At 71.3% G+C, this 23,346-nt stretch carries 21 protein-coding genes; 14 read left to right on the forward strand and 7 right to left on the reverse strand.

Translation table 11 applies throughout. The features are described from left to right. Position 1: 1 nt before the first annotated feature. Entirely contained in the window at positions 2–616 is a 615-nt protein-coding gene (locus tag OG764_RS22585; RefSeq protein WP_328970236.1) for an ArsR/SmtB family transcription factor, read from the reverse strand. A 105-nt stretch (positions 617–721) separates the two neighbouring features. Continuing rightward, positions 722–1,198, reverse strand: coding sequence for an Lrp/AsnC family transcriptional regulator (locus OG764_RS22590; RefSeq protein ID WP_328970237.1), 477 nt, complete (start codon positions 1,196–1,198; stop codon positions 722–724). A 122-nt stretch (positions 1,199–1,320) separates the two neighbouring features. On the opposite strand from OG764_RS22590, the gene hppD reads away from it, so the two are divergent. Next, complete coding sequence (gene hppD / locus OG764_RS22595; RefSeq protein WP_328970238.1) at positions 1,321–2,469, forward strand: 4-hydroxyphenylpyruvate dioxygenase; 1,149 nt, start codon at positions 1,321–1,323, stop codon at positions 2,467–2,469. Between the two features lie 340 nt (positions 2,470–2,809). On the opposite strand, the gene OG764_RS22600 is transcribed toward hppD, so the two are convergent. Then, entirely contained in the window at positions 2,810–4,525 is a 1,716-nt protein-coding gene (locus OG764_RS22600; protein ID WP_328970239.1) for a tetratricopeptide repeat protein, read from the reverse strand. Positions 4,526–4,630: 105 nt separating this feature from the next. Between OG764_RS22600 and OG764_RS22605 the strand changes: the two genes are divergently transcribed. Together OG764_RS22605 and OG764_RS22610 are read left to right on the forward strand one after the other, a co-directional pair. After that, entirely contained in the window at positions 4,631–6,022 is a 1,392-nt protein-coding gene (locus OG764_RS22605) for an FAD-binding oxidoreductase (protein ID WP_328973122.1), read from the forward strand. An 84-nt stretch (positions 6,023–6,106) separates the two neighbouring features. Next, complete coding sequence (locus tag OG764_RS22610; protein WP_328970240.1) at positions 6,107–9,721, forward strand: WD40 repeat domain-containing serine/threonine-protein kinase; 3,615 nt, start codon at positions 6,107–6,109, stop codon at positions 9,719–9,721. 38 nt (positions 9,722–9,759) lie between these two features. Here the strand turns inward: OG764_RS22610 and OG764_RS22615 are convergent, their stop codons facing one another. Next, entirely contained in the window at positions 9,760–10,242 is a 483-nt protein-coding gene (locus OG764_RS22615) for an SsgA family sporulation/cell division regulator (RefSeq protein ID WP_328970241.1), read from the reverse strand. A gap of 255 nt (positions 10,243–10,497) precedes the next feature. Between OG764_RS22615 and OG764_RS22620 the strand changes: the two genes are divergently transcribed. Both OG764_RS22620 and OG764_RS22625 read left to right on the forward strand, forming a co-directional pair. Beyond that, positions 10,498–11,856: an RDD family protein gene (locus tag OG764_RS22620; RefSeq protein WP_328970242.1), complete on the forward strand. Its 1,359-nt coding sequence runs from the start codon at positions 10,498–10,500 to the stop codon at positions 11,854–11,856. 78 nt (positions 11,857–11,934) lie between these two features. Next, positions 11,935–12,630 (forward strand): RDD family protein, encoded by a 696-nt coding sequence (locus OG764_RS22625; protein ID WP_328970243.1) that lies wholly within the window; start codon positions 11,935–11,937, stop codon positions 12,628–12,630. A 103-nt stretch (positions 12,631–12,733) separates the two neighbouring features. Here the strand turns inward: OG764_RS22625 and OG764_RS22630 are convergent, their stop codons facing one another. Then, entirely contained in the window at positions 12,734–13,027 is a 294-nt protein-coding gene (locus OG764_RS22630; protein WP_328970244.1) for a hypothetical protein, read from the reverse strand. A 431-nt stretch (positions 13,028–13,458) separates the two neighbouring features. Here OG764_RS22630 and OG764_RS22635 point away from each other — a divergent pair, with 431 nt between their 5' ends. Further along, positions 13,459–15,810, forward strand: a complete 2,352-nt coding sequence (locus tag OG764_RS22635; RefSeq protein WP_328973123.1) for an immune inhibitor A domain-containing protein — start codon at positions 13,459–13,461, stop codon at positions 15,808–15,810. Between the two features lie 127 nt (positions 15,811–15,937). Next, positions 15,938–16,276, forward strand: a complete 339-nt coding sequence (locus OG764_RS22640; protein WP_328970245.1) for a hypothetical protein — start codon at positions 15,938–15,940, stop codon at positions 16,274–16,276. 82 nt (positions 16,277–16,358) lie between these two features. Here OG764_RS22640 and OG764_RS22645 read toward each other — a convergent pair whose 3' ends face one another. Beyond that, positions 16,359–16,961, reverse strand: a complete 603-nt coding sequence (locus OG764_RS22645; RefSeq protein WP_328970246.1) for an isochorismatase family protein — start codon at positions 16,959–16,961, stop codon at positions 16,359–16,361. A 167-nt stretch (positions 16,962–17,128) separates the two neighbouring features. After that, entirely contained in the window at positions 17,129–18,457 is a 1,329-nt protein-coding gene (locus OG764_RS22650) for a nicotinate phosphoribosyltransferase (protein ID WP_328970247.1), read from the reverse strand. Between the two features lie 103 nt (positions 18,458–18,560). On the opposite strand from OG764_RS22650, the gene clpS reads away from it, so the two are divergent. The 7 genes from clpS to OG764_RS22685 all read left to right on the forward strand — a co-directional run bounded on the left by clpS (position 18,561) and on the right by OG764_RS22685 (position 23,322). Then, complete coding sequence (clpS, locus tag OG764_RS22655) at positions 18,561–18,866, forward strand: ATP-dependent Clp protease adapter ClpS (RefSeq protein WP_328973124.1); 306 nt, start codon at positions 18,561–18,563, stop codon at positions 18,864–18,866. Next, on the forward strand, positions 18,866–19,468 hold the full coding sequence (locus OG764_RS22660) for a DUF2017 domain-containing protein (protein WP_328970248.1): 603 nt from the start codon (positions 18,866–18,868) through the stop codon (positions 19,466–19,468). Before clpS ends, OG764_RS22660 begins: the two co-directional genes overlap by 1 nt. 355 nt (positions 19,469–19,823) lie before the next feature. Continuing rightward, positions 19,824–21,254, forward strand: coding sequence for an amino acid permease (locus OG764_RS22665; protein ID WP_328970249.1), 1,431 nt, complete (start codon positions 19,824–19,826; stop codon positions 21,252–21,254). 104 nt (positions 21,255–21,358) lie between these two features. After that, positions 21,359–21,781, forward strand: a complete 423-nt coding sequence (locus OG764_RS22670) for a M67 family metallopeptidase (RefSeq protein WP_328970250.1) — start codon at positions 21,359–21,361, stop codon at positions 21,779–21,781. A gap of 77 nt (positions 21,782–21,858) precedes the next feature. Next, positions 21,859–21,972 carry a putative leader peptide gene (locus tag OG764_RS22675; RefSeq protein ID WP_328970251.1) on the forward strand — a complete coding sequence of 38 codons (114 nt, stop codon included), beginning with the start codon at positions 21,859–21,861 and terminating at the stop codon, positions 21,970–21,972. Positions 21,973–22,084: 112 nt separating this feature from the next. After that, complete coding sequence (locus OG764_RS22680) at positions 22,085–22,372, forward strand: MoaD/ThiS family protein (RefSeq protein ID WP_328970252.1); 288 nt, start codon at positions 22,085–22,087, stop codon at positions 22,370–22,372. After that, positions 22,372–23,322 (forward strand): PLP-dependent cysteine synthase family protein, encoded by a 951-nt coding sequence (locus OG764_RS22685; RefSeq protein WP_328970253.1) that lies wholly within the window; start codon positions 22,372–22,374, stop codon positions 23,320–23,322. Before OG764_RS22680 ends, OG764_RS22685 begins: the two co-directional genes overlap by 1 nt. Positions 23,323–23,346: the final 24 nt, after the last annotated feature.

Raw genomic sequence — 23,346 nt, forward strand, 5'->3', positions numbered from 1 at the left:
CTCAGCCGGTCGTACGCGGGAAGGCGTGCAGATGGAAGCGGACCGATTCGGTGCCCGCGGGCTCGTCCGCCGGGTCGGCGGGCTCCAGGTCCTTGTAGCTGTCGATCAACGCGTGCATCTTCAGGATCAGTTCGCGGCTGCGCTCGGGCGTCAGCCGGAGCGTGTAGTCGCTCATGTCGGAGGCCCGCCGCCACTCCTGCGGCCAGGCGTGGGCGTTGCCCAGCCAGGTGGCCAGCTCGTGCGCGTGCACGGTGGCGATCTCGTGCAGGAAGAGGTCCGCGGCGCCGCGGACCTCGGGGTTCGGGTCGGACGTCAGCTTCTCGTCGAAGCGCGTGCCGTCGTGTGCGGCCCGCCACCAGCGCTCGCGGCCCTTGCCGTGCTCGGGCGCGTCCTCGACGAACCCGTACGAGGCGAGCTGGCGCAGGTGGTAGCTGGTCGCGCCGCTCGACTCGCCCAGGCGCTCGGCGAGTCGGGAGGCCGTGGCGGGGCCGTCGTGGCGCAGGGCGCCCAGCAGGCGGATGCGCAGCGGGTGTGCGAGGCCGCGCAGGGTGCGGGCATCGAGGGTGCGGATGCTGCGCTCGGCCTTGCCGGGCGTCTGCGGCTGCTGCTCGGTCATGGCGTCACCGTAGGCATGCAAAGAACCCTTTGCAAGGTATTTTGCAAAGGGTTCTTTGGAAGTCGGCCGGCCCCCGGAGGGGTGGCAGGAGGGGGAGGGGCGGTGTCAGTCCTCGTGGTCGGCGGCCGCCTGCTCCACCAGGGGGATGACCCGCAGCGGCACCGGATTCTCCATCACGATGGCGGTGGACGCGCGCACGATGCCCTCGAAGCCGACGACCCGGTCGATCACCCGCTGCAGGTCCGCGTTCGACCGGGCCACCAGCCGACACAGCATGTCCCCGTGCCCGGTCGTCGTGTGCAGCTCCAGCACCTCGGGCACGGTCGCCAGGTGCGCCCGTACGTCCGAACCCTGGCCCTGCTTGATCTCCAGCGTCGCGAACGCGGTCACCGGGTAGCCGAGCGCCGCCGGATCCACCTGCGGGCCGAAACCGCGGATGACCCCGCTCGACTGGAGCCGGTCCAGGCGCGCCTGCACGGTGCCGCGCGCCACCCCGAGCCGGCGCGAGGCCTCCAGCACGCCGATGCGGGGCTCACGGGCGAGGAGAACGATGAGCCTGCCATCCAGTGGGTCGATGCCCATGAGGCCTCCAGAGCTGGTCATCCTGTACAGGTCTTCCCTTGATCCTCGCAGTGTGCTGTACAGGTTGACCAGTAAATGAGGAAACTATTGCGCACCTTGTGGATCGGAGCGAGTCTGCGCTTATGACTGAGACGCTGCATCACTCCACCCCCGCCACCGCGCGTGAAGCCGACCCGTTCCCGGTGAAGGGGATGGACGCGGTGGTCTTCGCCGTCGGCAATGCGAAGCAGGCCGCGCACTACTACTCCACCGCCTTCGGCATGAAGCTCGTCGCCTACTCCGGCCCGGAGAACGGCAGCCGCGAGACCGCGAGCTACGTCCTGACCAACGGCTCGGCCCGCTTCGTCCTGACCTCGGTCATCAAGGCGACGACCGACCACGGCCGGTTCATCGACGAGCACGTCGCCGAGCACGGCGACGGCGTCATCGACCTCGCCATCGAGGTCCCGGACGTCCGCGCGGCCTACGCCTACGCGGTCGAGCAGGGCGCGCGCGGCCTGGACGAGCCGCACGAGGTCAAGGACGAGCACGGCACCGTCGTGCTGGCCTCGATCGCCACGTACGGCCAGACCCGCCACACGCTCGTCGAGCGCGGCGACTACACCGGCCCCTACCTGCCGGGCTACGTCGCCGTCGACCCGATGGTCGCGCCGCCCGCCAAGCGGACCTTCCAGGCGATCGACCACTGCGTCGGCAACGTCGAGCTGGGCCGCATGAACGAGTGGGTCGGCTTCTACAACAAGGTCATGGGCTTCACGAACATGAAGGAGTTCGTGGGCGACGACATCGCGACCGAGTACTCGGCGCTCATGTCCAAGGTGGTCGCGGACGGGACGAAGAAGGTCAAGTTCCCGATCAACGAGCCGGCGATCGCGAAGAAGAAGTCGCAGATCGACGAGTACCTGGAGTTCTACAACGGCCCCGGCGTCCAGCACATCGCGCTGGCCTCCAACGACATCGTCGCCACGGTGCGCACCATGCGAGCGGCGGGCGTGCAGTTCCTGTCCGTCCCGGACACGTACTACGACACCCTCGGCGAGTGGGTCGGCGACACGCGGGTGCCGATCGACGAGCTGCGCGAGCTGAAGATCCTGGCGGACCGGGACGAGGACGGATACCTGCTGCAGATCTTCACCAAGCCGGTGCAGGACCGGCCGACCGTGTTCTTCGAGATCATCGAGCGGCACGGGTCGATGGGCTTCGGCAAGGGCAACTTCAAGGCGCTGTTCGAGGCGATCGAGCGCGAGCAGGACAAGCGCGGCAACCTCTGACCCCGCCGCCCCACCCCGCGCCCCGGCCCCGCACCCACCTCCCGGCGGGCCGGGGCCGCCCCCTGCCCGGCCGCCTCAGCCTTGCCGGTGCCTTGGGGCGCCACATCCAGCCCTTGTCGGCGCTGCGTGCGGCAATTCCAGCCTCGCGGGTGCCTTGGGGCGCGACCCCCGGCCTTGCCGGTGCTGCGGGCGCGAATTCCAGCCTCGCCGGCGTTTGAGGCGCGGGGTTTGGGGCGGAGCCCCAACGGACAACCCGGCTGACGCCGGGCACCGTGCTCCGCCCGGACCCGCTCCTCAAGCGCCGGAGGGGCTGATATCCCCGGGCATGGTCCCGGCTTCGTCAGGGGGTGTGGGACCGGTGCCGGGTGGGGGTCGGCCGCCGGAGGGGGGCGGCCGACGCCCGCGCCGGGCCACCTACAGCCCCCGCCGCAAGCTCCGGCTTCGCCCAGGGACGCGCCCGTCCACCCGGCTTCGGATCCGCCGGCACGGCGGAGTCCAGACCCGCCCCGGAGGCCCGCTCCGCCCGGGCGGCCGCCTCAGCCCCCGCCCCCGCCCCGGTGGCCGCCTCAGGCCCGGCCCCCGCCCCGGCGGCCGGCCGTTTCTGGGCCGGCCTCGGGGCCGGCTTCGGCATGACCGGCGCCACCCACGGCTCGTCCGGCTGCATGTTCTCCGGCCCGCCCGCCGCCGGTTCCGCCAGGGCCGCCAGGGCCAGCTTCGCCTTCGGGGCCAGCAGCGGCGAGAAGTGCGGATTGGTCCGCAGCGCCTCCTGCAGGTGCCGCCGCGCCGCCGCCGTATCGCCCAGGTCCCGTTCGACGACCCCCCGGTGGTACGCGAACTCCGCGTTCCGCATCCCCAGGTCCGTCGCCTTCCGCGCGTACCAGAGCGCCTCCCGCGGCTCCCCGGACCGGAACAGCGCCCACCCCAGCGCATCCGCCACCTGCACGCTCTTGTGCCGGGACCACTGCGCGCGCAGCCTGCGTACCGCCGCCAGCGGATCCGCGTGGTCCGCCTCGTACCGCGAGAGCACAAGGTCCTCCTGCACCCCGTACGTGCCGGCCCGCGCGACCTGCGCCCGCAGCACCCCGTACGCCTCCTGCGCGTCCTCCTCCTGCCCCGCCGCCTCCAGCAGCTCGCCCAGTTCCAGCGCGAGCTGCGGCGCCGGCATCTCCTCCAGCGCCGCGCGGTAGTCCCGTACCGCCTCGCCCGTCCGGTTCAGCGCCGCCAGCGCCCGGGCCCGGCCGCCCAGCGCCAGCCCCTGCGTCGGATCGGTGCGCAGCGCCCCCTCGTACGAGCGCAGCGCGTCCTCCGCCTCGCCCCGCTCCCACGCCAGCTCGCCGATCCGGTACAGGCAGTACGCCTTCTCCGCCGGGGTCCGTGCGGCCCCCGCCGCACGCTCCAGCGCGGCCGCCGCGTCCTCGCGCCAGCCGCGGTCCCGGTACACCTGCGAGGCCCGCAGGAATCCCGGCAGCCCGCCGCGCAGCGCCACCAGCTTCTCCATGGCCGCCTCGGCCGGCTTGTACGCGCCGAGCCCGCTGTACGCGTCGATCAGCACCGGGTACGCCGTCCAGTTCCGCGGCGCCTGCGCCCGGACCAGCTCACCCCACTTGCGGGCCGTCACGAAATCGTGCCGCGCGTTGGCCAGCGCCCCCATCCCCACCATCGCGTCGAAATTGCCCTTCTCGGCGGGCCGCAGCGCCAGCGACCGCTTCAGCGCCGCCTCCGCCTGCGGATAGTGGCCCGCGTCCGCCGTCCGCCGCGCCTGCTCCAGATAGGCGGCGCCCAGCACCGCCCACGCCCCGTCGTCGGCGGGATGCCCCTTCACCCACCGCGCCCGGTCCGCGATCAGCGCGTTCACGTCCACCGCGGCCGCCGGCGCCCCCATCCCCACCGACGCCATCGCCCGCTGTTCGGGCCGCGGCGGCCGCGGGTCGTCTCCGTGCTGCTGGGCAGGTCTGATGACGAGCGCGCCCGCGATCAGCACCACGGCCACGGCGGCGGTCATCGCCGTACGCCGCGCGCTGAACGTGACGGGCGGCTGCTGCGACTCCATCTCCATGGGCTCACTGTGCGTCAATATGAAGAGTGTTCCCGGGTGCCCGATGGGGTTCGCGGCCGGGTTCACACCAACGGCCCCGAGTGCCAGGCTGGCCCCATGGCCCCCATGGACGAACCACAGGTGCGGGAACTGCGCGCCCGCCTGCTCGCCGGTCCCGACGGGCTGCCCCCGGCCGCAGTCCTCACCGACCCCGACGTCACCGCCTCCTACCGCACCGACATGGCCGGCTTCTGCGCCGCCGGAACACCCGCCGCCGTCGTGCTGCCCCGCACCACCGCCCAGGTCCAGCACGTCCTGCGCACCGCGACCGCACTGCGCGTCCCGGTCGTCCCGCAAGGCGCCCGCACCGGCCTGTCCGGCGGCGCCAACGCCTCCGACGGCTGCATCGTGCTCTCCCTCGTCGCCATGGACCGCATCCTGGAGATCAGCCCCGTCGACCGGATCGCCGTCGTCGAACCCGGCGTCGTCAACGCCGTCCTCTCCCGCGCCGTCGCCGAGCACGGCCTGTACTACCCGCCCGACCCCTCCAGCTGGGAGCAGTGCACCATCGGCGGGAACATCGGCACCGCCTCCGGCGGCCTGTGCTGCGTCAAATACGGCGTCACCGCCGAATACGTACTCGGCCTCGACGTCGTCCTCGCCGACGGCCGCCTCCTGCGCACCGGCCGCCGCACCGCCAAGGGCGTCGCCGGATACGACCTCACCCGCCTCTTCGTCGGCTCCGAGGGCAGCCTCGGCGTCGTCGTCCGGGCCGTCCTCGCCCTCCGCCCGAAGCCGCCCCGCCAGCTCGCCCTCGCCGCCGAATTCCCCTCCGCGGCCGCCGCCTGCGAAGCCGTCTGCGCCGTCATGGCCGCCGGCCACACCCCGTCCCTGCTGGAACTGATGGACCGCACCACCGTCCGGGCCGTCAACCGGCTCGGGAAGATGGGCCTGCCCGAAACCACCGAGGCCCTGCTCCTCGCAGCCTTCGACACCCCCGACGCGGCCGCCGACCTCGCCGCCGTCGGCGCCCTGTGCACCGCCGCCGGAGCCACCCAAGTGGTCCCCGCCGAAGACGAGGCCGAATCCGAACTCCTCCTCCAGGCCCGCCGGATGTCCCTCACCGCCCTGGAAACCCTCAAGCCCGCCACGATGATCGACGACGTGTGCGTCCCCCGCACCCGCCTCGCCGACATGCTCGACGGCACCACCGCCATCGCCCGCCGCCACCGGCTGACCATCGGCGTGTGCGCCCACGCCGGCGACGGCAACACCCACCCCGTCGTCTGCTTCGACCCCGCCGACGAGGACGAGACCCGCCGGGCCCGCGAATCCTTCGACGAGATCATGGCCCTCGGCCTCGCCCTCGGCGGCACCATCACCGGCGAACACGGCGTCGGCCTCCTCAAAAAGGACTGGCTCGCCCGCGAACTCGGCCCGGTCGGCGTCGAGATGCACCACGCCGTCAAGCAGGCCTTCGACCCGCTCGGACTCCTCAACCCCGGCAAGGTCGTCTGACCGTACGGCTTCTGACGTGCCGTCGGCACACCCCTTCGTCTACCCTCACGCGGTACGAAGAACTGCCTGACAGGGGGAAACGCGATGGGGACGCTGCTGCATCCGGACGATCCGGAGCGCCTCGGCGGCTACTGGCTGGCCGCCCGGCTCGGCGCGGGCAGCCAGGGCGTCGTCTACGAGGCGTACGACCGCACCGGCGCCCGCGTCGCCGTCAAGGCCCTGCACCGCGACGCCCAGCAGTTCGTACGCGACCGCTTCGGCAAGGAGGTCGACGCGGCCCGCGCCGTCGCCCCCTTCTGCACCGCCCGCATCCTCGACGCCGCCCTCGACGCCGACACCCCGTACATCGTCAGCGAGTACATCCCCGGCCCCACCCTCGCCGCCGCCGTCCGCGAACAGGGCGTCCTCGGCGCCGAAGCCGTCACCCGGCTCGCCGCCGGCATCGCCACCGCACTCGCCGCCATCCACCAGGCCAAGGTCATCCACCGCGACCTCAAGCCCGGCAACGTCCTCCTCGGCCCCGACGGCCCGCGCGTCATCGACTTCGGCATCGCCCGCGCCTCCGACATGTCCGTGACCGCAACCGGCGCCATCATGGGCACCTTCGGCTACATGGCCCCCGAAGTCCTCGGCGGGCAGCGCGCCACCCAGGCCTCCGACATCTTCGCCTGGGGCGCCCTCGTCCTCTACGCGGCCTCCGCCGAGGAACCCTTCCGCGGCGACAACATCGGCCAGGTCGCCCACCGCACCGCCGCCGTCGACCCCGACCTCTCCGCCCTGCCCGCCCCGCTGCGCCCCCTCGTCGCCGCCGCCCTCGCCAAGGAACCGGCACTGCGGCCCACCGCCACCGAACTCCTCCTCGGGCTCGTCGGCGACACTCCCGCAGCCGCCGACCCCCGCCGCGCCCTCCTCGAAGCCGGCGCCCGGCGCGCCGCCGACCCCCGCCCCGAAGCGGAACTCCCCGGCCTGGGCGAACGCGCCGAACAGGCCTACGCCTCACTGCCGTTCGGCGCGCAACAAGCAGCCCACGAACTGCTGCTGCGGCTCGTCGTACCCGGCGACGACCCCGACGGCAGCCAGGACACCGTACGGACCGCCGCGTACGAGGAGCTGTACGGCGGCCGCACCGACGCCGAACGCGCCGACGGCCACGCCGCGATCACCGCCCTCGCCGCGGCCGGAGCGCTGATCGTCGCCGAGGACCACTCCATACGCCCGGTCAGCGCGGCCCTCATCCGCGCCTGGACCCGGCTGCGCGCCTGGACCGAAGCCGACCGCGGCGGGCTCGCCCTGCGCCACCGGCTGGGGCACGCCGCCCGCGAATGGCAGCGCCACGGCCGCCGCCCCGAGGACCTCCAGCAGGGCACCGCCCTGCGCGCCGCCCTCGACTGGTCCGCCGCCGCGGCCCCCCACGTCCGGCCCAACCCCCTCGAACTCGCCTTCCTCGAAGCCGGCAAGGCCTCCGCCACCCGTACCGCCCGCCGCCGCCGCCAACTCCTCGGCGGCCTCGGCGTCCTCCTCGTCGCCTCCCTGGTGGCCGGCGGCCTCGCCTACCAGCAGTCCCGGGCCGCCGCCCGCGAACAGGCCCGAGCCGCCGCCCGCACGACGGCCCAGGCCGCCGTCAGCCTCCGCGCGGCGGACCCGAAACTCGCGATGCTGCTGGGCGTGGCCGCGTGGGACATCGCCGAGACGGAAGATTCGCGCGCGGCGCTGCTGGGGGCGGTCAACCAGCGCGAGGCGGACCTACTCCAGTTGCCTGCGGAAGCCGCCGCCGCCGAAGGGCCTCGGGTGCTCTCGACGGATGGCCGTATCCTGGGAGTGGGGATGGGTGCGAAGACCCAGCTCTGGGACGTCCGCGCAAAGCGCCTGATCGCCTCGACCGATGGTCGTCCCGAATTCGACCGGCTGACTCTCAAGGCACTCAGTCCGGACGGCCGCTTGGCGCTCGCCACGGACCAGTTCAGCTATCAGGTCTTCGAGACCGCCACTTTGACGCCGGTGGGACCTCGACGCGAGACGTCTGGGAACCGCTATCCGGAGCGGGTGACCAGCAACGGCATGGTGCTGTCCCAGCAGATGGGCGGCTACGGAGCCCAAGTGCTGAGGGCATCCGACGGGAAGGTGATGGCAGAATCGGGCGTGGAAGCGTCTGCGGCCCTCTCGCCAGACGGGAAGCTGATGGCCACCTGCCGACATGGCGGACCCGTCATGCTGTGGCGTATCGAGCCCCAGGGGGGTCTCGCCTCGGCTGCTCTCAGTGCCCCGCCGGGAACTGTGCAGCCGGAATGCATCGGATCGGGTGCCGACCGGCTGGTGTTCAGTCCTGATGGCAAGGCGCTGGCCGGAGGTGGTGGTACCTCCCTGTATTTCTGGCAGACCGCCACCGGATCGTATGAGGGGACGGTCCAGACCAGCCTGACTCATCCGGTCTTCAGCAGTATGGGGCGCCATGTCCTTGGGTTCGACCGGGAAACGGGGAACATCTGGGTGCATCCTGTGGACAGCGCCTACGCCGCCCCGTTCACGTATGCCGCCTGGAGTGGCGGCGGTAAAGCTTTGGACAGTCGCATCGTGGTCGGACTCGACGACGATGCACGGCAGCTGATCTTCCACCGCTCCGAGACGACCACGGTGGAGGTTGTCGACTTGCCAGTAGCACCGCGCGGGCTGCCGGAAGGACTCCGAGGCGTGGTGAGCGACGGGATCGTCGCAGCGGATGGGCGGATCGGGATGGTCCGACAGACCGGTGAGCGGCCACAACTGTTCGACCTGCGTACCGGCAAGGCGCTCGGCGACCGTGTGCCCCAGCGGGACAAGGACCCCGGTAATGAGACCGGCCGGTCCGCCCTCTCGCAGGACGGCAGGCAGCTCGCATTCGTCGACGGTGGCTCCGTGGTGGTGTGGGACACCTCGGAACGCAAGGAGGTCTTCCGAAAGGAGCCGGCGGACCACTGGATCGATCCCGTGGCCCTGTCGCCGGACGGCAGCTTGGTCGCAGCGTTCAGCAGCCTTGAGGCGGACCAAGGCAACGGTGACTACATCGTTCGCCTTGGAACCATCCGCGTATGGGACACCGCCACAGGCAAGCAGTTGCACAGCTTTAGAACCGAAAAGAAGCGGTTTGCGTTCAGCCCGGACAACTCCCGCTTCGTTACTGCTGCCGGCGACGTCTTGGACTTGCGGACCGGCAAGCGCCGACAGAATGCGTTCGGCCCGATCGGCACCACTGCGCTTGCTTTCGCCCCGGACGGCAACACCCTCGCCGTGGCCAAGGAGAACGGTCTGACCGAACTGTGGGACGCCAGCGTGTCCCACAGGACCGGTGGCGTCCTTGCCAGTGAGGCGATCGCCAGGGGCGGAGACCGGTACGGTCAGTCCGTGGGCGACCTGGCCTTCTCGCCTGATGGCCGCCTGCTGGCCGCCCTCATCGGCGGTGACGCCGTGCAGTTCTGGGACATGAAATCCCGGCTTGCTCTGGGCAGGCCGCTTCCCATGAACAGCGCGGGGATCCGCGGACTCGCTTTCGATGGAAGCACTTTGCGCACCGTCGACACGCAGAACCCCCTCCGCTCCCTCGACACCGACCCCGGCAAGCTCATCGACGCCGTCTGTCGGCGCGTGGCCGGTCGGGAGCTCACCGAGGACGAGTGGAAGCAGTACGTCCCGCGCGGGATCGAGTACCGCAAGGTGTGCAGCTGACCCGGTGCGCCGCGTAGGGGTACGCGTACGGGTCACACTCACAGGTGGTCGCCCTCCGACGACTCGTCGGAGGGCCACGGGTCGCGGAGCCAGAGGTCGTCGGCCGGGGTGGGGGCCAGGAGGGCGGCGAGGGCGTCGTCCAGGCCCAGCCGGTCCGTCTCCGAGCCCGGCGGGACCACGTGGAGGGTGCGTTCGAGCCAGGCCGACACCGCCGCCGACGGCGCCTCCAGCAGCGCGTCGCCGTCGGGGGAGCTGAGGGCGACGCAGATGACCGCGCGCGAGTCGATCTTCGTGGGCCAGACCCGGACGTCGCCGTGGCCGCACGGCCGGAACACCCCCTCGACCAGGAGTTCCCTGGCGAACGTCCAGTTGACCGGGGTGTTGGAGCCGACGTGGAAGACGACGTGCACGGCGTACGGGTCGTCGGCACGGTAGACCAGCCGGGCGGGTACGGGGATGCTGCGCTCGGGCGACAGCACCAGCTTGAGCTCCAGCTCGCGTTCGACGACGGTGTGGTGCATGGCGGTTCCTCTCGACGTGCAGGGGTGCACATGTGCTTGCACCCGTCAGAGAGCGTGCCCGCGTCCGGTTATGACGCGACTTCGGAGCCAAAAATCAGGGTTGGCGCAAAACCTGTCACCTGACCGGAACCCGCTGCTCTTCCCGTGTCGCTCGTACGCGGTCTTTCTGCCGTTCCCGGTCCTGCGGGGCCCGGGTTCTTGGCTATGGTCCTCCTTGCACAAACGGGCACAAGCGGACGATCGGAGTTGGGGACATTGACGGCCTCTCCTGGTGACGGCGAACACGCGGCCCGAGAGGGGTACTACCCCGACCCCTCCATTCCCGGCTTCGTCCGGTACTGGAACGGGTCGGCCTGGGTGCCCGGTACGAGCCGCCCGGCGCCCGCCGGGTACCAGCCGCAGGCGGCGCCCGCCGCGCCCGCCCCCGCGCCCGCTCCGGCGCCTGCCCCCGCGCCCGCTCCGGCGCCTGCGCCCGCGCCCGCTCCGGTCGCCGTGGCCGACGAGACCGGCCCCGTCTTCTTCGACGAACTCCCGCAGGACGACGTACGGGAACAGGCCCCGGAGCAGCCCCGGGACGAGGCGCGGGACGACGCGCGGGACGAGGCGCGGGACGACGTGCAGGACGCGGTGCCCGCCCGGTACGCGGAGCCCGCGGCGGCGTGGCAGGCGGACGCCGCCCAGCAGTCCGGGTTCGGCGGTGATCGCGATCGCAAGGTGGCCTGGGGCGAAAATCCGGCTCCGGCCCCCGCCGCCGTACCCGCCCGGGTGATCCCCGCCCCCGCCCCGGAGCCCCGTCCGGCCGCCGCGGCGGCCTCCGCGCCCGCCGCCTCCCACGCCTCGGCCGCCTCCTCCGCCGGCATCCTGTCGGTGAAGTCCCCGGCCCACACCGAACCGGCCCACGCCGAACCGGCGACCCCGAGCCCGGCATCGAGCCCGAGCCCGAATCCCACCCCTGCCCCTGCCCCGGCCCCGAGTCCCGCCCCCGTACCCGCCCAGGCCGCCGCCCCCGCCCAGCCCGAAGCCGCCGCCAAGTCCGCCGCCAAGCCCGCCCCCGCCGCCGGCACCCCCAAGACCACCGTCACCCCCTGGAAGCCGCCCACCGACGAGCTGTTCCGGCGGCTCGCGGAGGACGCCCCGCGCCCGGCCGGCCTCGGCCGACGCCTGCTCGCCCGGATCGTCGACGCCCTGGTGACCGGCGCCGTGGCCACCGCCGTGACCGTTCCGTTCGTAGCGAAGGCAACCGAGCACATCGAGGCGAAGGTCGACGCCGCGAAGCTCTCCGGGGAGACCGTCACCGTCTGGCTCCTCGACGGCACCACCGGCGGCTACCTCGCCGTCGTGCTCGGCGCACTGGTCGTCTTCGGCCTCCTCTACGAGGTGCTGCCCACCGCCCGCTGGGGCCGCACCCTGGGCAAGAAGCTCCTCGGCGTGCGCGTCGTACGGATGGAGACCGGATCGCGGCCCTCCTTCGGTGCGGCACTCGGCCGCTGGCTGGTGTACGGGGTGCTCGGCGCGCTCGGCATCGGGATCGTCAACATCCTGTGGTGCCTGGTGGACCGGCCGTGGCGGCAGTGCTGGCACGACAAGGCGGCCGGTACGTTCGTCGCCCGCTGAGCGGGTTTGCGGGCGGCGCGTCCCCCGAACGGAGTCCGTCCCGTTGCGGGGTGCCGGGGCCCGGGTTCGACTACGGCCATGAGTACCGATCAGCCGCCGCCGGGCCAGCCCCCCGAGGACGACCCGTTCCTCAAGAAGCCGCAGGAGCCGCCTCCGACGACGCCGCCTCCGGGCTCGGGGTCCCCGTACGGGAGCCCCGGCGGCACGGGCGGCGGCTACCCGCCTCCGCCGCCACCCCCGTCGGGTTCCGACCCGTACGGCGGCGGCATGGGCTACAACCCGCCCGACCCGCTCGCGGGCATGCCGCCGCTCGCCGACTTCGGCAAGCGCCTCCTCGCGCGCATCATCGACGTCCTGATCATCGCCATCCCGCTCGGCCTGCTCCAGTGGGCCACCAGCCGCAACCGCTGGACCATCGAGACGGACGAGGGCGAGGACGCGACTGAGGTCTTCACCAAGGCGTACAGCGGCAGCGGGCTGCTGTGGACGCTCATCGGCATCGTGGCGTTCGTCGGCTACGACTGGTTCATGACGAAGAAGTCCGGCCAGACGGTAGGCAAGCGGCTGCTGGGTCTGCGCGTCGCCATGCTGAACGACGGAAGCGTGCCCACGAGCAACGCGTCGCTGTCCCGCGCGGCCGTGCTGTGGCTGCCCGCACTGCTCTGCTGCCCGTGTGTCTGGGAGCTCGTGCTCATCGTCACGATCTTCGCCGACAAGCCGTACAGGCAAGGCCTGCACGACAAGGTCGGCAAGACGGTGGTGGTCACCACCTAGCGGCCCGGCCGCGCCGCACCGGCGGTGTGCTCAGCCCGGCGGTGTGCTCAGCCCGGCGGTGTGCTCGGCCCGGACGTGTGCTCAGTGCCACACCGGCGTGGGCTCAGCGGTGCACGGAGTGCGCGGGCTGCTCGGCCGGCCGGGGTTCCGGCACCCGGGCGGCCGGCGCACCGGCCTGTTCGGCGGGGACGGTCGCCGGGTTCGTACGGACCCGGCGGGCCGTCCTCTTCGGCATGGCGGCCGTGAGGGCGACCAGGAGGCCGAGGAAGAGCGCCGCCGCGGTGATGACGGCGACCCCGACACCGGTCCGCGTCTGAGAGAGCAGCAGCATCGCGATCGTGGACACGATGACGGTGGCGGACCCGTAGGCGAGCTGTGCGGCTGTGGGACGCGGCATGGCGGTATCCGTCCTCAAGGCATGGTCGGGGAGTCGCTCGCTCTGCGAAATGACTCTACGACGGGGGATTCCCGGAGGGAACTGCCGGTAAGCGTGACCTAACCCACGGTGCCGGAGCGGCCGGAGCATGGGGGGCGCACGGGGGCATACCGCGCGCCGGTGCTGGTCCCGGACGCGCCCTTCGTCCCATACGACCCCGGGGCGTCCGAAATGCGGAACTCGCTGACCGCATAGTGCAATTGGCAGGGGCAAGTCAAGGTCTGTCTTTTCTTGCGTTCCTCCGGTCAAATGTCGTCACTTGAGACGCGCGCTGCCCCGGAACCCCTGACTCCTGGTCCGTCCTGGCGGCCGCGGGAGGGGAACAACATCAAGTGAGCACCAACAACTCGTCGAAGAGGCGAGCCATCCGCTTCGCAGCCGTCACCGTGACGATGGCTGCGTGTGCGGCCACCGCATCGGTCTACACCATGGCGAGCGCGAGCAACACCGTCGCGAACGCTCCCGCAGTGGACCGCGTCGACCCGTCGGCCTCGGCCAAGACCAAGGTCGACCACGACCTCGACGGCCCGTTCAGCAAGCAGCAGGCGCAGGCTCGCGAAGCCGCCCTGCAGCAGGTGCTGGAGGGCAAGAAGGCCGTCCAGCAGCGCGGCGCCTCCAAGGTCGTCAAGCTCGACGACAAGAAGTACGTCGAGCTCGGCCGCGAGAAGACCGACAAGATCTTCACGATCCTCGTCGAGTTCGGCGACAAGGTCGACAACACGACCATGTTCGACCCGGACGGCTCCGAGGGCCCCAAGCCCCCGGTCGTCAAGTACGGCGGCGAAGCCGGCCCGCTGAAGAACTCCATCGCGCAGCCCGACCGCACGAAGGACAACAGCACCGCCTGGCGCAAGGACTTCAACCAGAAGTACTTCCAGGACCTGTACTTCGGTACCGGCGAGGGCAAGCACTCGCTGAAGACCTACTACGAGAAGACCTCCTCCGGCCGTTACTCGGTCGACGGCGAGGTCTCCGACTGGGTCAAGGTCCCGTACAACGAGGCCCGTTACGGCTCCAACTACTGCGGCCAGTCCAACTGCGCCAACGTGTGGGACACCGTCCGCGACGGCGTGACCGCGTGGGTCAAGGCCCAGAAGAAGGCCGGCAAGACCGACGCGCAGATCAAGGCGCAGCTGGCCAAGTACGACCTCTGGGACCGTTACGACTTCGACGGCGACGGCAACTTCAACGAGCCCGACGGCTACATCGACCACTTCCAGGTCGTGCACGCGGGCGAGGACGAGTCGGCCGGCGGCGGCAAGGAGGGCACCAACGCCCTCTGGGCCCACCGCTGGTACGCCTACGGCACCAACGCCGGCCAGACCGGCCCGAAGAACAACAAGGCCGGTGGCACCCAGATCGGCAAGTCCGGCATCTGGGTCGGCGACTACACCATGCAGCCCGAGAACGGCGGCCTCGGTGTCTTCGCCCACGAGTACGGCCACGACCTCGGTCTGCCGGACCTCTACGACACCACCGGTGCCGGCGAGAACTCGGTCGGCTTCTGGTCCCTGATGTCGGCCGGCTCCTGGCTCGGCACCGGCAAGGACTCCATAGGCAACCTGCCCGGCGACATGACCGCCTGGGACAAGCTGCAGCTCGGCTGGCTGAACTACGGCAAGGCCAAGGCCGCGACGAAGTCCACGCACAAGCTCGGTGTGTCGGAGTACAACACCAAGAACAAGCAGGCGCTCGTCGTCTCGCTGCCGAAGAAGAAGGTCACCACCACCGTCGTCAAGCCCGCCGAGGGCTCGAAGCAGTGGTGGAGCAACATGGGTGACGACCTCAAGAACACCCTGACCCGCTCCGTCGACCTGACCGGCAAGTCCACCGCCGCCCTGTCCCTCAAGGGCTGGTGGGACATCGAGGCCGACTACGACTACCTCTACACCGAGGTGTCCACCGACGGCGGCGCCAACTGGAAGGCCCTCGCGGGCACGGCCAACGGCACGGCCATCCCGGTCGACGCCGCCGGCAACCCGTCGCTGACCGGTGTCTCCGGCGCCTGGAAGTCGCTGAACTTCCCGCTGGACGCCTACGCGGGCAAGAAGGTCGACATCCGCTTCCGCTACCAGACGGACGGCGGCGCGGGCGGCAAGGGCTTCACCGCCGACGCGATCAACGTGACCGCCGACGGCGCCACGCTGTTCGCCGACGGTGCCGAGAACGGCCTCAACGGCTGGACCGGCAAGGGCTTCTCCGCCATCGGTGAGAGCTTCACCAAGTCCTACGCGCAGTACTACCTGGCCGAGAACCGCCAGTACGTCTCGTACGACAAGACCCTCAAGGTCGGCCCGTACAACTTCGGCTTCGCGGGCACCCGCCCCGACTGGGTCGAGCACTACGCGTACCAGACCGGTCTGCTGATGTGGCTCTGGGACACCTCCCAGAAGGACAACAACACCAGCGTCCACCCGGGCCAGGGCCTGATCCTTCCGATCGACGCCCACGCCAAGCCGATGACGTGGACCGACGGCACGCTGATGCGCAACAAGATCCAGCCGTTCGACGCGCCGTTCAGCCTGTACGCCACCGACGCCTTCACGCTCCACAAGGCCGACGTCGCGCGCAAGATCAGCTCGAAGGCGGGCGTCAAGTTCTTCGACGACCGCACCGGCACGTACTACTACGCGTCGAACCCGACGGGCAGCGTCAAGACCACTGACACCAACACCCGCATCTCGATCGTGGAGCAGCCCAAGGACGGCTCCTACATCACGGTGAAGGTCGCCCCCTCCAAGTAATGACTTGGTAAAGTCGCAGGTCAAAGCATGATCGGCCGTCGCCCTCTAGCGGGCGGCGGCCGATCGCGTTTAGATGCGGGGAGCGAGATTCTTATTGACGCTCCATCTCACGGGGGAGATGAACCGCATGCCAGGCGGAGGTTTCGTCAAGCTGCCCAACGGCAGCGTCGTGGTCGCACTGACCCTGCCCAGGCCGCGCGAGGACGGCCGGCACGTCCGTGTGCTCGTCCACGCCGCGAACCGGGCCCGCGCCCTGACCAGGCTGCGGAACCTCGGGATGCGGGCCGTGTATCTGCGGGGGAACGCGGAGCCGCCCACGCCGGACGAGGTGACGGCGGTGCTGCACCATCCGGACGGGCTGCTGTGGCGGGGCGCCGAGCCCTGCCAGCCCGTGGCGGAGCTCTGGCACCCCATACGCGCCCTCCTCCGCCCCGACCCGGCCACCCCCGGCCTCTCCAGCGCCTGACCCCCCGACGGCCCGCCCCCCGGCCCCCAGCGGGCGCACAGCCTCGCCGGCCGCCCCGGGGCAACCCCGAACCGCGCCGGCGTCAGGTGCCGGGGACCGTGGGGGTGCCGGTGAGGTGGATGCCGGCGGAGCGGAGGTCGGCCAGGGCCCGGGCCGTCGTGTGCGCGGCCACCCCGGCCGTCAGGTCGAGAAGGACCCGCGTGGAGAACCCCTCCCGCACCGCATCCAGCGCAGTCGCCCGCACGCAGTGATCGGTGGCGATCCCGACCACGTCCACCTCGCCGACCCCCCGCTCCCGCAGCCACTCCGCGAGCCCGCTCCCGTTCTCGTCCGCGCCTTCGAACCCGCTGTAGGCGGCCGCGTACGCCCCCTTGTCGAAGACCGCCGAGACCGCGCCGGACGCGACGGCGGGCGCGAAGTTCGGGTGGAAGCCCACCCCCTCCGTCCCGGCCACGCAGTGCACCGGCCAGGAGGTCTCGAAGTCCGGCGCGGCCGGCGGCCGCGCGAAGTGCGCGCCCGGGTCGATGTGGTGGTCGCGGGTGGCGACGACGTGCCGGTACCCGGGCGTGGCCTGCCCGATCAGCTCGGTGACGGCGGCGGCGACATCGGCGCCCCCCGCGACCGCGAGGCTGCCGCCCTCGCAGAAGTCGTTCTGTACGTCGACGACGATCAAGGCGCGGTGCATCGCGGCTGTCCTTACTCGGAGGAGTCAGAGCGGGCGGTGGAGCGGATCGGACGGTGCTGCGGGGGCGGGCTCGGGCGGGCTCGGGGCGTGCCGTCGGGGCGGGTGACCCCGGCGTGCGGCCCCGCCGGGGCGGGGGTGCTGGTGTTGGATGCCCGCGGTCCCGCCGTTTACGCGTACTCCGTCGGGATGACGGCCTCACCGCGCGAGAGCTGCGTCGCGGAGAGCGGCAGTGCGGCGCGGGCCGCCCGGTGCCGTTCGCGGGCCGCCTCCAGCGGCTCCCTGGCCACCACCTCGCCGCCCTTGACCAGCTCGACCGGCAGCTGGTGCGCGGCGAGCGCGGCCGGGACCGGCCCGGTGCCGATGACCTCCGCCTCGGCGATCCCGTCGGCGTCCGGCCGCCGGGCCGCCCACTTGCGGCCGCCGATCGAGGTCTTGCCGCCCAGCGACTTCTTCGCCACCGGCGTCAGCGCCGCCTTCGGGTCGGCGGAGGTGGCGCGGGCCACCAGCTTGTAGACCATCGAGCAGGTCGGGTGCCCGCTGCCGGTGACCAGCTGGGTGCCCACCCCGTACGCGTCCACGGGCGCGGCCGCCAGCGAGGCGATCGCGTACTCGTCGAGGTCGGAGGTCACCACGATCCTGGTGCCGGTGGCGCCCAGCTCGTCCAGCTGCTGCCGCACCCGGTGGGCGACGAGCAGCAGGTCGCCGGAGTCGATGCGGACCGCCCCGAGCCCGGTCCCGGCGACCTCGACGGCCGTGCGGACGGCCTCGGTGACGTCGTACGTGTCCACCAGCAGCGTGGTGTCGCTGCCCAGCGCGGCCACCTGCGCGGTGAAGGCGTCCCGCTCGGTGTCGTGCAGCAGGGTGAAGGCGTGCGCGCTGGTGCCGACCGTGGGGATCCCGTACCGGAAGCCGGCCGCGAGGTCCGAGGTGGAGGTGAAGCCGCCCACGTAGGCGGCCCGGGAGGCGGCTACGGCGGCGAGTTCGTGGGTGCGCCGGGCGCCCATCTCGATCAGCGGCCGGTCGCCGGCGGCCGAGGCCATCCGGGAGGCGGCCGCGGCGATCGCCGAGTCGTGGTTGAGGATCGACAGGATGACGGTCTCCAGCATCACGCACTCGGCGAAGCTGCCCTCGACGCGCAGGACGGGCGAGCCGGGGAAGTAGACCTCGCCCTCCGGGTAGCCCCAGATGTCACCCGAGAAGCGGTAGCGGGACAGCCAGTCCAGGGTGCGGGCGTCCACGACCCGCCGCTCCCGCAGGAACTCCAGCACGGCGCCGTCGAAGCGGAAGTTCTCCACCGCGTCCAGCACCCGGCCGATGCCCGCCACGACCCCGTAGCGGCGCCCCTCGGGGAGCCGCCGGGTGAAGACCTCGAAGACCGAGCGGCGGTCGGCGGTGCCGTTCGCCAGGGCGGCCTGCAGCATCGTGAGCTCGTAGTGGTCCGTGAAGAGCGCTGTCGACGGCACGTCCACCGGCAGGCCCAAATCCGCAGGGTTCATGGTCAGGGACTCTACTCCACATCTCGTCAGACTGACGAGATGTAGGGGGCCGTTTGTGCGACCGGCCCGTCACAGTGGCAGCATGGGGTAGGTGAGTGTTGCTCTGAGCGTCGCCCCCATCGAGATCGAACGCACCGAATCCGCCGAGGAGACCTACGCGGTCCCCGAACCGGACGTCCCCTGGGTGACCCTGGTGCACAACGACCCGGTCAACCTCATGAGCTACGTGACGTACGTGTTCCAGGCGTACTTCGGCTACTCCAAGGACAAGGCGCACAAGCTGATGATGGACGTCCACCACAAGGGGCGGGCGGTCGTCTCCAGCGGCACCCGCGAGGAGATGGAACGCGACGTGCAGGCCATGCACGGCTACGGCCTCTGGGCGACGCTCTCGCAGGACCGCTTCTGATGGGCGGCGTGTTCGAGGCCCTCAAGGGCGGCGGCGCGGCCGTCGCGCTCGACGAGATCGAGATCTCCATCCTGCGCTCCCTGGCGGTCCAGCTGCTGGAGCTGCTCGGGCCGGGCGACGAGCCCGACGCGGACGCCGACCCGCTGGCGGCGCTGTTCGCCGAGGGGCCCAGCGAGCCGCCCTCCGACCCCGCGCTCGCCCGCCTCTTCCCGGACGCGTACGGCGGCCCCGGCGACGGCGGCGGAACCGACCCCGAGGAGCTGCGGGCCCGGTCCGCCGAGTTCCGCCGGTTCACCGAGACCGACCTGCGCGCCCGCAAGCGCGAGGACGCGCTGGCCGTCGTGCACAGCCTGAACGCGCTGTCGCCCGCCGGCGACGGCGGGGCGGTGCTGGAACTGACCGGCGAGCTGCCGCTGCGTTGGCTGGGCGCCCTCAACGACCTGCGGCTGACCATCGCCGCCCGGCTGGAGCTCACCGAGGACGACGAGGCGGGCGAGCTCTTCGAGCTGCCGGACTCCGACCCCCGCAAGCCGATGGTGATGGCGTACCTGTGGCTGGGCGGGCTCCAGGAGACCCTCGTCGAGACCCTGCTGCCGGAGTGACGGCGGACTGACGCCGGGGTCGACGCCCCCATGACACCCGGACGGCACCCGCCGTTCGCTCAGCGGACGCTCAAATCCGGATAACGATCAGATCACTGCGATCCGGTGCTTTAACGTGCAATCGGCCACTTGCCCCGATTTGCCTGTGCGGTGCGTCACTCTTTCGTCCGTCGGCGACCCATAAGTCCGTGATAAATCTTCCGGACCGCCGACGGGACGACACCCCTGTCCCCGTGGCGGTGCTTGAACCGGCCGACCGCCGGCGTGCAACTCCATCCGTATCCGGGGGGATCGAGGACCCGATCCGCAGCCTCTTCAGCAGGCGCGGGTCGGCGTGGAGAAAGGCGCACCAAACATGACCTCTGTGCAGGTCGAGAACCAGGACAAGGGCACCGCCGCCGACGAGGCCGCGGGCGAGGGATACCACCGGGCGCTCGGCGCCCGCCAGATCCAGATGATCGCGATCGGCGGAGCCATCGGCACCGGGCTCTTCCTGGGCGCGGGCAAGGCCATCAGCAAGGCCGGCCCGAGTCTGATCCTGGCCTACGCCATCGCGGGGCTGGTCATCTTCTTCATCATGCGGGCCCTGGGCGAACTGCTCATGTACCGCCCGGTGTCGGGCTCCTTCTCGGAGTACGCCCGCGAGTTCGTCGGCCCGTTCTGGGGCTTCGTCACCGGCTGGACGTACTGGCTGTTCTGGGTGGTCACCGGCATCACCGAAGTCACCGCGGCCGCCCAGTACATGTCCTTCTGGACCCATGACAGCTTCCCGCAATGGGCGTACGCGCTGATCTTCACGGTCATCCTGTACGGCGCGAACCTGATCTCCGTGAAGCTCTTCGGCGAGCTGGAGTTCTGGTTCTCGATGGTCAAGGTCACCGCCATCGTCGGCATGATCCTCATCTGCGCCGGCATCCTCACCATCGGGTTCTCCGACGCCGCGGACACCGCCACCGTCGCCAACCTGTGGAGCGAGGGCGGCTTCTTCCCCAAGGGCCTCGGCGGCACGCTGATGACCCTCCAGATCGTCATGTTCGCCTTCCTCGCGGTCGAGCTGGTCGGCGTCACCGCCGGCGAGTCCAAGGACCCCGAGAAGACCCTCCCCAAGGCCATCAACACCGTGCCGTGGCGGATCGCCGTCTTCTACGTCGGCGCGCTGATCATGATCCTGTCGGTCGTCCCGTGGACCGAGTTCCAGCCGGGCGTCAGCCCGTTCGTCGCGGCCTTCGAGAAGATGGGCCTCGGCGTCGGCGCCGCGATCGTCAACTTCGTCGTCCTCACCGCGGCCCTGTCCTCCTGCAACTCGGGCATGTACTCCACCGGCCGGATGCTGCGCGACCTCGCGCTCAACGGCCAGGGACCGAAGTTCTTCACCAAGCTGACGAAGAGCGGCACCCCGCTCATCGGCACCACCTTCTCCGCCGCCCTGATGCTCGTCGGCGTCTGGATCAACTACGTCGCACCCGGCAAGGCCTTCGACTACGTCGTCTCCTTCGCCACCATCTCGGGCATGTGGGCCTGGATCATGATCCTGGTCTGCCAGCTCCGCTACCGCGCCAAGGCCGACCGCGGCGAGCTGCCGGCCTCCCCCTTCCGGGCCCCCGGCGCCCCGTGGACCAGCTGGTTCGCGCTCCTGTTCATCGGCATGGTCATCGTGATGATGGGCGTCGACAAGGACGCCCGCGTCTCGCTGTACTGCGCGCCGCTGTGGGGCCTGGTCCTCGCCGTCGCGTTCCAGGTCCTCAAGAGCCGCAACCCGCAGGGCGCCGCGTTCGTCAAGCGGTGACAGGAAGCCCCTGAGGGCAGGCGCCGAGCGCCTCCTGTCCAGCATCCGGGCCCTCCCGTACCAGATCTCGGTACGGGAGGGCCCGTCTGCTTATCCTGTCGCTCATGCTGACCCTCACCCAGGCCCTGTACGACCAGATCGTCGCGCACGCCCGCGAGGACCACCCCGACGAAGCGTGCGGCGTCGTCGCCGGACCGGCCGGCACCGGCCGCCCCGAGCGGTTCATCCCGATGCTCAACGCCGCACGCTCGCCCACGTTCTACGAGTTCGACTCGAAGGACCTCCTCGCCCTCTACCGCGAGATGGACGACCGGGACGAGGAGCCCGTGATCGTCTACCACTCGCACACCGCGACCGAGGCCTACCCCTCGCGCACCGACGTGACGTACGCGAACGAGCCCGCCGCCCACTACGTCCTGGTCTCCACGGCCGACAAGGACGGCCTGGGGGAGTTCCAGTTCCGCTCGTACCGGATCGTCGACGGAGTGATCACCGAGGAAGAAGTGCAGGTCGTGGCGGCCTACTGACCACGATGTGAGCCAGCAGCGTCCGGTATGCGAGATCACACTCCATTCGGCCGCCCGGGAATCGTTACGATGCCCGCATGGTTTCCCACGACGTGAGCATCGATACGCCCGGCAGTGCCCCGCTGCTCGTGGCGCGGCTGCACGTCGACCTGTGCCGCCTCGCCAGCGCGATCTGTCCCGCTGCCGCCTGAGCGGAGCCGGCCACGCCCGAGCCTGCCGAGAAGTACCACCCCCTGTCGCGCGGGGGGCAAGAGCCGCGCGCCCCTCACGCATCACGCCCTTCCCGACGACTTGGAGCCCGCCATGGCCATCGAGGTCCGCATCCCGACCATCCTCCGCACCTACACCGACGGCCAGAAGGCCGTCAGCGGCGAAGGCGCCACCCTGGGCGAGCTCTTCTCCGACCTGGAGACCCGCCACACCGGCATCCGCGAGCGGATCATCGACGAGTCCAAGGGCGGCGAGCTGCGCCGCTTCGTGAACGTCTACCTCAACGACGAGGACGTCCGCTTCCTCGCCGGCATCGCCACCGAGCTCTCCGACGGCGACAGCGTCACGATCCTCCCGGCCGTGGCCGGCGGCGCTGTCTGATGCGTTACGACTCCCCGCTGGCGGCGGTCGGCAACACCCCGCTGGTCCGGCTGCCCCGGCTGTCCCCCTCGGAGGACGTCCGCATCTGGGCCAAGCTGGAGGACCGCAACCCGACCGGCTCGATCAAGGACCGCCCCGCGCTCCACATGATCGAGCAGGCCGAGAAGGCCGGCCGCCTGCACCCCGGCTGCACCATCCTGGAGCCCACCTCCGGCAACACCGGCATCTCGCTGGCCATGGCCGCGAAGCTCAAGGGCTACCGGATCGTGTGCGTGATGCCGGAGAACACCTCCCAGGAGCGCCGCGACCTGCTGGCCATGTGGGGAGCCGAGATCGTCCCGTCGCCGGCGGCCGGAGGCTCCAACACGGCCGTCCGCGTCGCCAAGGAGCTCGCCGCCGAGCACCCGGACTGGATCATGCTCTACCAGTACGGGAACCCCGACAACGCGGGCGCCCACTACGCGACCACCGGCCCGGAGATCCTCACCGACCTGCCCTCCATCACGCACTTCGTGGCGGGCCTGGGCACCACCGGCACCCTCATGGGCGTCGGCCGCTACCTGCGCGAGCACAAGCCGGACGTCAAGATCGTGGCCGCCGAGCCGCGCTACGACGACCTGGTCTACGGGCTGCGCAACCTCGACGAGGGCTTCGTCCCCGAGCTCTACGACGCCTCCGTGCTCACCACCCGCTTCTCGGTGGGCTCGGCCGACGCGGTCACGCGCACCCGCGAACTCCTCCAGCAGGAAGGAATCTTCGCGGGCGTCTCCACCGGCGCCGCCCTGCACGCGGCCATCGGCGTGGGCCGCAAGGCCGTCGCCGCCGGGGAGACCGCGGACATCGTCTTCGTCGTCGCCGACGGCGGCTGGAAGTACCTCTCGACGGGCGTCTACACCGCCCCGACCACCGAGGCCGCCATCGAGACCCTGCACGGCCAGCTCTGGGCCTGACGCCCGACGGCCGGCACTCACGGC

Origin of the sequence: Streptomyces sp. NBC_00239 (genome assembly GCF_036194065.1) — a bacterium.
Taxonomy (GTDB): Bacteria; Actinomycetota; Actinomycetes; order Streptomycetales; family Streptomycetaceae; genus Streptomyces.

What these genes read in the sequence shown, in the direction of transcription:
- OG764_RS22585 (WP_328970236.1), bottom strand. Translation starts at nt 616, where the DNA reads ATGACCGAGCAGCAGCCGCAGACGCCCGGCAAGGCCGAGCGCAGCATC.
- OG764_RS22590 (WP_328970237.1), bottom strand. Translation starts at nt 1,198, where the DNA reads ATGGGCATCGACCCACTGGATGGCAGGCTCATCGTTCTCCTCGCCCGT.
- hppD (WP_328970238.1), top strand. Translation starts at nt 1,321, where the DNA reads ATGACTGAGACGCTGCATCACTCCACCCCCGCCACCGCGCGTGAAGCC.
- OG764_RS22600 (WP_328970239.1), bottom strand. Translation starts at nt 4,525, where the DNA reads ATGGAGATGGAGTCGCAGCAGCCGCCCGTCACGTTCAGCGCGCGGCGT.
- OG764_RS22605 (WP_328973122.1), top strand. Translation starts at nt 4,631, where the DNA reads ATGGACGAACCACAGGTGCGGGAACTGCGCGCCCGCCTGCTCGCCGGT.
- OG764_RS22610 (WP_328970240.1), top strand. Translation starts at nt 6,107, where the DNA reads ATGGGGACGCTGCTGCATCCGGACGATCCGGAGCGCCTCGGCGGCTAC.
- OG764_RS22615 (WP_328970241.1), bottom strand. Translation starts at nt 10,242, where the DNA reads ATGCACCACACCGTCGTCGAACGCGAGCTGGAGCTCAAGCTGGTGCTG.
- OG764_RS22625 (WP_328970243.1), top strand. Translation starts at nt 11,935, where the DNA reads ATGAGTACCGATCAGCCGCCGCCGGGCCAGCCCCCCGAGGACGACCCG.
- OG764_RS22630 (WP_328970244.1), bottom strand. Translation starts at nt 13,027, where the DNA reads ATGCCGCGTCCCACAGCCGCACAGCTCGCCTACGGGTCCGCCACCGTC.
- OG764_RS22635 (WP_328973123.1), top strand. Translation starts at nt 13,459, where the DNA reads ATGGCTGCGTGTGCGGCCACCGCATCGGTCTACACCATGGCGAGCGCG.
- OG764_RS22640 (WP_328970245.1), top strand. Translation starts at nt 15,938, where the DNA reads ATGCCAGGCGGAGGTTTCGTCAAGCTGCCCAACGGCAGCGTCGTGGTC.
- OG764_RS22645 (WP_328970246.1), bottom strand. Translation starts at nt 16,961, where the DNA reads ATGCACCGCGCCTTGATCGTCGTCGACGTACAGAACGACTTCTGCGAG.
- OG764_RS22650 (WP_328970247.1), bottom strand. Translation starts at nt 18,457, where the DNA reads ATGAACCCTGCGGATTTGGGCCTGCCGGTGGACGTGCCGTCGACAGCG.
- OG764_RS22660 (WP_328970248.1), top strand. Translation starts at nt 18,866, where the DNA reads ATGGGCGGCGTGTTCGAGGCCCTCAAGGGCGGCGGCGCGGCCGTCGCG.
- OG764_RS22665 (WP_328970249.1), top strand. Translation starts at nt 19,824, where the DNA reads ATGACCTCTGTGCAGGTCGAGAACCAGGACAAGGGCACCGCCGCCGAC.
- OG764_RS22670 (WP_328970250.1), top strand. Translation starts at nt 21,359, where the DNA reads ATGCTGACCCTCACCCAGGCCCTGTACGACCAGATCGTCGCGCACGCC.
- OG764_RS22675 (WP_328970251.1), top strand. Translation starts at nt 21,859, where the DNA reads ATGGTTTCCCACGACGTGAGCATCGATACGCCCGGCAGTGCCCCGCTG.
- OG764_RS22680 (WP_328970252.1), top strand. Translation starts at nt 22,085, where the DNA reads ATGGCCATCGAGGTCCGCATCCCGACCATCCTCCGCACCTACACCGAC.
- OG764_RS22685 (WP_328970253.1), top strand. Translation starts at nt 22,372, where the DNA reads ATGCGTTACGACTCCCCGCTGGCGGCGGTCGGCAACACCCCGCTGGTC.